The sequence below is a fragment of the Deltaproteobacteria bacterium genome, from assembly GCA_020845895.1.
Classification (GTDB): Bacteria; Lernaellota; Lernaellaia; order JACKCT01; family JACKCT01; genus JADLEX01.
Map to the genome: position 1 here is coordinate 1 of JADLEX010000028.1, position 7,168 is coordinate 7,168.

Genomic DNA, 7,168 nt, shown 5'->3' on the forward strand with positions numbered 1-7,168 from the left:
GAAGGACGGTTTGCGCGATCATGGAATCACCTCGTTGGTGAAATCTGCGGAGCGTCTCAGCAACGCCATCCTACCGGATTCAACGAGGTTTTTTATTGCCGATCAAAATCAATCGCGGATTTGGGGGTGTGGAGTCCCCTCACCCCGTCTCGCTTCGCTCGCCACCCCTCTCCCGTCATGACGGGAGAGGGGAAGGGTGAGGGCCTTCGCCTCACCCCGTCGCGTAAGAGTGCAGGCCCGAGATGACGAGGTTGACGCCGAGATAAGTGAACAGGACGCTCGCGAAGCCGAGCACGGCGATGTAGGCCGTCTTGCGTCCCTTCCATCCCCGCGTGATGCGCGTGTGCAGGTAGATCAGATAGACGAACCACGTTGCGAGGGCGGCGGTTTCCTTGGGATCCCAGCCCCAGAAGCGCCCCCACGCCTGATTCGCCCAGATCGCGCCGGACAGCAGCATGAAGGTGAGGATGGGAAAGGCGACGACGATCGATTTGTACGTCAGGTTGTCGAGCACCTTGGTGGCGGGCAGCCGCTCACGCAGGCGATCGCCGGCCATTTCCAGCGTGATCGTGAGGACCGCGAAGATCCAGCCAGCGGCGAGCAGCGCGAAGCCGTATCCGTTGGCCGCGAGGTTGTAGTTCGGCGCGGCGCCCGAGCGCGCAATCATGTGGCCGAGCACGAAGGTCAGCAGGATCGTGGCGAACGCGAGGCCCCCGAACGAGCGGCGACGCGCGATCGACGAGTCCGATTTGCCCGCCAAAACGCCGAATACCGTGGCCAGGGCGAAGGCGACGAGCGCGACGAGCGTCATCGCGCCCAGGCCCGGCAGCTCCATCGTCAGAAATTTCACCGGATCGGTGTCGGGGATCGGCGTGCGCACGAAACGCCCGCCCAGTTCGGCGCTCCGGTAGAGCGGGAACCCGGCGACCAACACGCGGCCCTTGGTGACCGCGGCGATGGCGAGCACGTTGAACGCGGCGGCGGTAGTGTGGAAATTCGGCATCGGCAGGCCGTCGCGGAAGAGGTAAAGCACCGCGAAACCGAACCCAACGATGAACATCGCGTAGGCGATCGACGCGCCGAAGACGTGGAAATGCAGCCAGATGCTCTGCAGGGCGGGCATGAGCGGTTGGATGTTTTTGTCGGTCGCGAAGGTCGCGAGGCCGAGGGCGATCATGACGAGCGGTGCGATGAAGGCGCCCGCGAATTTCACGCGGTATTTCACCTCCATGATTGCATAACAGACCACGAGCCCCCACGAAAAGAACACGAGGGATTCGTACAGATTGCTCCACGGCGGGTGATAGAGCCCCGCGGCGGCCCAACGCAGGCCGAGCGCGAGCGTCATGGCGCAGATGCCCGCGAGGAGCGCGATGAATCCGATGCGCCAGATGCGATCGGAGCCTTTCATCAGAAACGCGGTGTAACCCGTCGCCGCGACGACGAAGAGCAAAAAGGTGAGGTCGAAGAAGCCGATGGAAACCTGCTCGAGGTTTCCCGAACCCAGCGACGCCACCATCGACGCGATGAACCGACCCATAATCGCCTCGTTTCCGGACCCGAAGGACCCGGCGGTCGCCGAGTCCGGGGCGGTCTTTACGGCGCGGCCCGGAACGCGTCAAGGATTTGGATCAGGTTTTCGGAGCATGGACTGGAGCGTGGGCGCGCGATTGTCCACCATCGCCGCGCGTGATATGTGTTTTCGCGAACGAGAAATGTCACGGCGAGTGGGAGCGGACGGCAATTTGGACGGATATCGCCGACGACGGATGGCGTATGTGGTGGGGCTGTGCGCGTCGCTGGTCGTCGTGAGCGCGGCCACCGTTGATGCCGACTGGGTGTTTCGCGTCTTCCTCGAGGTGCACGATCGCCGGATCACGCTCGACACGAATGGCGACGGTCGGCCCGACTATCTGGAGATCTGGGAAGGCGGCGAGCTGCGCCGGGCCGAATGGGATCGCGACTTTAACGGCGTTGCGGATTTCGTGAACGACTTCGTGGACGGCGATGTGACGCGACTGGAACTCGACGCGGATTTCGACAGGTACTTCGAGTACCGCGAGATCCTGGAACCGGACACGGGGCGATATCGACAGGAGAAGGACGAGGATCGCGACGGGACATTCACGGTGCTCGGATACTCGGAAGCGGGCGACCGGCCGTCCGACGCGCCGTAAGGGAAGAAGCGATGGACGACAATCGAGATTCGATGCCGGTCGCCGACGAATCCGATCGGCAGATCGAGCCCGACATCCGGTCGGTGCGTCGCGGGGCGTGGAGATTTGTCACGCTCGGCATCGCGGCGATCGCGCTGCTGACCGCGCTCATCGTCGTGCTCATGAAGCCCAAACCCGCGCCGGTCGTCTCGATCGTCGAAACTCAAGTCGCGCCGACGGTGAGCATTTTGGACGCGTCGTGGACCGTCGATGCCCAAGGGAAGTACACGATCGCCGGCCGCATCGAGAATCAGTCGGGCGGACCCATCCGCTCCGTCACGGTCCGCGTGATGTTCTTTGACGAGTCGCGCGCGCAAATCGCGACGGAGCCATCCATGGTCGATCTGCCGGAGTCGCTTCCCCCGGGCGCGAGTCACCCGTTCTCCGTCACCGGTCAGCACGACGCCCGCTACAAGGCCGCGGACTACCGCGTGGAAAGCTGGAATTAGAAGCATGAGAATTCGGACACATGCGCGCCGATTGGGCGTTGTTCTCGCTTCCGTCGCGCTGCTGCTTGCGAGTGGGACCGTCACGAACGCGGGCGACCCCTCGCGCGTGACGCTCGTGAAGGGCGGGTATTTCGACATCAAGGGCATGCGCCAGAGCTTCGGCGCTCTCGCCGGCCGGCCCACGCTCGTCGTCTTCTGGGCGAGCTGGTGCGGGCCGTGCATCGACGAGATTCCGTCGCTCAACACGCTGCACGAGCGCTTCGGAGCGCGCGGGCTGCGTGTGCTGGGCCTCTCGGTCGATTTCATCGCGCCCGCCGAAACCGAGCGCCTCGCGAAGAAACACGCGATGCGCTACGACGTCGGCGCGGCCGAGCCCGAGCTCGTGATCGAATTCGGCTTTCAGGCCATTCCCACGTCGTATCTGTTCGACGGACAGGGTGCGTTCGTGAAGCGTTACACCGGCGCGCCACCACTCTCCGTATTGCAAGCCGACATCGAAAAACTCATCACGCCCGGCTCCACGACGTGACCCGCATGCCTCGCCGGAAGACGGTGCTGACCGTCAAAGCCCTCGTCTCCGGGGCGCGGCGCGAACTGGAGGGATCGTTCGGCGACGTGGCCGTGCAGGGCGAGATCGCGTCACTCACGCGGGCGGCGTCCGGACATCTCTACTTCACGCTCAAGGACGAAGCCGCGCAGGTGCGTTGCGTGATGTTCCGCACGTCGGCTCGCTTTCTCGCGTTCGATCCCGCCGAGGGAACCGAAATCGTCGCCACCGGGCGGCTCACGATCTACGAGCCGCGCGGCGACCTTCAACTTGGCGTCGAAACGCTCGCACCGGTCGGCGCTGGTGCGCTTGCCCAGGCGTTCGAGCGCCTCAAGCTCGAACTCGCGGCGAAGGGGTACTTCGACGCGGAACGCAAGGTCGCGATTCCCGACGACGCGCGTTGCGTCGGCGTGGTAACGAGCCTTTCGGCGGCGGCGCTCTTCGACGCGCTGCGCATCCTGCTCGCGCGCCAGCCGGGGCTTCGCGTTATCGTCGCGCCCACGCCCGTGCAGGGGGCGGCGGCCCCCGCCCAGATCGCCGGCGCGATCGAATTGCTCGACCGACGCGGCGAGTGCGACGTGATCCTCGTTGTGCGCGGCGGTGGCAGCCCCGAGGACTTGTGGGCGTTTAACGACCCCGAGGTGGTACGCGCCGTAGCGGAATGCCGAACGCCCATCGTCAGCGGCATCGGCCACGAGATCGACGTGACCTTGTGCGACCTCGCCGCCGATCTGCGCGCGGCGACGCCGACGCACGCCGCGCAAGCGTCCGTGCCCGATCACCGCGCGCAGCGCGAGCTCGCCGATCGCGCGGCGCGTCGACTCGGCCTTGCCACGATGCGGCGCATCAACCTGGCGATCGAGCGGCACGACCGCGCCGACGCGGGGCTGCGCGCGTGGTGGGCGCGGCGCGGCGCGCGCGACGTGAAACGCATCGCGGACCTTTCGGCGCGGCTGCGTCGGCAGGAGCCGCGAAGGCGCTTGGCGACGCAGCGACGCGAAATGGAACGCGTGGCGGTGCGCATGACACCGCCGATGCGGCGGTTGATCGACGAGCGGCGACGGCGCGTGGACCTCGCGCACGAGCGACTGCGCGTGGCGATCCGACGTCACCTCCGCGAATCGAACGCGGACGCGACGGCGCTGCGCGCGCGGCTCGACGACCTGTCGCCCACGGCGGTGCTCGCGCGCGGCTACGCGATCGTCCGCGATGTGCGAACGGGCCGCGTGGCGCGACGCGCGGGCGATTTTCACGCGGGCGACGCAGTGGCGATCCGCCTCGCGAGTGGAGAACTAGACGCGAACGTCACCGCCGTGCGCGGCGGAAAGACCGAGTGAGGGATATGAGCATGCAAAATCGAATCTCGCGGATGGCCTTCGCCTTGACGCTCATGGCCGTATGCGCGTCGCCCGCGCTCGCCTACGGCCCGGCGACGCACATCGGTGAGGCGCTGCTCTACCTCGACATGCTCGCGGATGATCCCATCGCGGAGCCGAAGGGCGAGGCCGAGGTGATCGGCGCGGCGGAGAACCTGCCGTATCTGAAACTCGGCGCGACGTTTCCCGACATCGGCCGCGTGCTGCCGGGCGTGTATTTCGAGCCGCACGATCGCTACTTCGCGTGGCACGTGTACGAAAAGGCGATCGCGGAATACGAAACGACGCCGTGGAAGCTCGCGTTCGCCGTGGGCTACATGATGCACGTCGGCGGCGACACGAGCGCGCAGGTATTTCTCACCCCCCGCATGGCGATGCTCGGCGAGTGGGGCGAGCTGTCCGTGGTCGAGGGATTTTTCGATGACCACGCGGGCGGCGAAAACGAGCTGCTGATCGAGGGTTGGCTCGAAATTCTCTACGCCGATTTTTCGAACTATCTCGAACTCGCGAACGTGTTTCTCATCGGCGGCGCGCTGACCGAGGTGCTTGATTTCTACAACGAAGCCGCCGAGGAGCACTTCGGTCCGCCGGTCGGCGTCGCCGTTTCGGACGTGCAGCTGTCCGCGGCGCGGCGCGTGATCGGCGAGTGGCGCGACTTCGCGTTCGCCGCCACGGGCGATCCGCTTGCCGATGCCGCCGCGTGGATCGAGACCGGCGCGTGGCGCACCGTCGCGCACGGCAGCGCCGAGCCGCCGACCGTCGCCGCGACCGATCCGCTCATCAACCGTGACGAACTCGACCGGCTCCTGGGCGGTCCCGCGTTCACGCAGTCGGGTTTCTGGGAGATGTACCTGAACGACTATAAGGATCTCGGCCCGACCTACGTGCGGGAGTTCGAGCCCGGCAGTCGGTGGTACGACGAATGGCCGAGTTGGTCCGAGAAGGCGATGAAGGCCGGGTCCATCGGCTCGCTCGCGGGGCTTCGCCCGGGGGTCTTCGCCGCGGAGCCAGCCATCGCGGTCTATGACCTGCGCTGGTCGAACGAATCGGACAATCCGATCTCGGCGGTCGATGCGGACAATCCGCCGGACGAACTGCGCGCGACGGTCACGCTGTTCGCCGTGGGGACCGCGTGCCGCGACATCACCGCGCGCATCCGGCGCTACGTCGTCGGCGTCGATCCCGCGCAGGATGTCGTCATCGCCCAGTCGACGCAGACCATCAACACCGATCCGCACCTCTACGGCGACACGGCGCGCACCACGATCACCGTCACGGCCGATCCGTCGGCGTTTCCGACCGACGACACGCTCGGCTACGTGCTTGATCTCGTCAGCGACGCCGAGCCCGACCATCCGTTTTTCACCACGCGCTTCGACGCATTCTACGCCACCGATGCGATCGACATCCTCGGCCTCGGCACGTACGACCTGCTCTTCGACACGTGGGACCGCTGGCCGAACTCGGTGCGTCTCGTGAATCAGGATTTTCCGGGCGGAGAATTCATTTTGCGCGTGCGCGCGGAGGACGAGGCGACGGGCGAGCCGGTGCCCGGAGCGGCGATCGATGTGGGCACGCGCGCCGTGCTCGCGGCGAGTGCGAAGGGCTACGCCGACGCAGTCGTCGCGGCGGGCGACTGGAGCGTCACCGCGTCGTCCGATCTCGCCGTCGCGGGGGACCCGGTGACCGCGAGCGGCGCGGCGGGCGAGGACGTGCTGGTCGTCGTGACCGCGAAGCCCCGGCCCGTGGTGGAGGATCCCGACGCATACACCTCGAACCCCGACGGCATCCACGTGTGGTGGACGGCGCTCGAACTCGCGGATTCCGACGCGGTCTTCGAGGTGGCGCTGGGCACGAGCGCGGGCGGCGAGGATCTGCGCGCATGGAGCGCGGTGGGGCAGGACCAGACAGCATTCGCGGAGTTCGACGCGGTGCCTGAAGACGGCGACGCGATCTACCCCGCGGTGCGCGTGCGCTCGGGCTCGACCACTTTTCCCGAGGGCGTGGGCGACGCGTCGGTCTTCGACGGCTCCGCGCCCGGCGAGGCGCAGATCACGGTCAATCCGCCGAGTGTGCACCGCAACGGCGGCGACGTGACGGTGACGATCGCGGCGGACGATCCGCACTCGGGCATCACGACGCGGCGGCTCGCGATTGGGCGCACGGACGGAACCGACGAGTTTTTCGACGAAGCCGAGGTCGCCGAGGCGACGACGCTGCACATCGGCCCGGTGCCCCACGGATTCGACGAGGTCTTCGTCTCGGCGTGGGCGCTAAACGGTGCGGGGCTATGGTCCGAGCGCTCGAGCATCGCGCTTCCCGTGACCGGCTCGGCGTGGGAAGACGACGACGCGACCGACGACGACTCCGGGGATGACGACGATGCGGCGGATGATGACGTGGACGATGATGCGCAGTCCGATGATGACGCGGGTGGCGGATCGAATTCGTCCGACGACGATGACGACGGGTGCGGGTGTTGAGAGATAACATTTCCTAGAAAGCGAGGGCGAAAGATGGATGACCTAGACACCGGACTTCAGCCAATTCGTAATTTTCTTCGTGAACGCGCGGTGAAAA

At 66.4% G+C, this 7,168-nt stretch carries 6 protein-coding genes; 5 read left to right on the plus strand and 1 reads right to left on the minus strand.

What is annotated here, in order from left to right; genetic code table 11:
* Positions 1-211: 211 nt before the first annotated feature.
* On the minus strand, positions 212-1,003 hold the full coding sequence (ccsA, locus tag IT350_03500) for a cytochrome c biogenesis protein CcsA (GenBank protein ID MCC6157091.1): 792 nt from the start codon (positions 1,001-1,003) through the stop codon (positions 212-214).
* A 766-nt stretch (positions 1,004-1,769) separates the two neighbouring features.
* On the opposite strand from ccsA, the gene IT350_03505 reads away from it, so the two are divergent.
* From IT350_03505 to IT350_03525, 5 genes are read left to right on the plus strand one after another with little or no spacing between them, the layout of a single operon-like run.
* Complete coding sequence (locus tag IT350_03505) at positions 1,770-2,177, plus strand: hypothetical protein (protein MCC6157092.1); 408 nt, start codon at positions 1,770-1,772, stop codon at positions 2,175-2,177.
* A gap of 11 nt (positions 2,178-2,188) precedes the next feature.
* A complete protein-coding gene (locus IT350_03510; GenBank protein ID MCC6157093.1) occupies positions 2,189-2,665 on the plus strand; it encodes a hypothetical protein in 477 nt (158 codons plus the stop codon).
* A 4-nt stretch (positions 2,666-2,669) separates the two neighbouring features.
* Complete coding sequence (locus IT350_03515; GenBank protein ID MCC6157094.1) at positions 2,670-3,194, plus strand: TlpA family protein disulfide reductase; 525 nt, start codon at positions 2,670-2,672, stop codon at positions 3,192-3,194.
* A 5-nt stretch (positions 3,195-3,199) separates the two neighbouring features.
* On the plus strand, positions 3,200-4,549 hold the full coding sequence (gene xseA / locus IT350_03520) for an exodeoxyribonuclease VII large subunit (protein ID MCC6157095.1): 1,350 nt from the start codon (positions 3,200-3,202) through the stop codon (positions 4,547-4,549).
* 11 nt (positions 4,550-4,560) lie between these two features.
* A complete protein-coding gene (locus tag IT350_03525; protein MCC6157096.1) occupies positions 4,561-7,071 on the plus strand; it encodes a zinc dependent phospholipase C family protein in 2,511 nt (836 codons plus the stop codon).
* Positions 7,072-7,168: the final 97 nt, after the last annotated feature.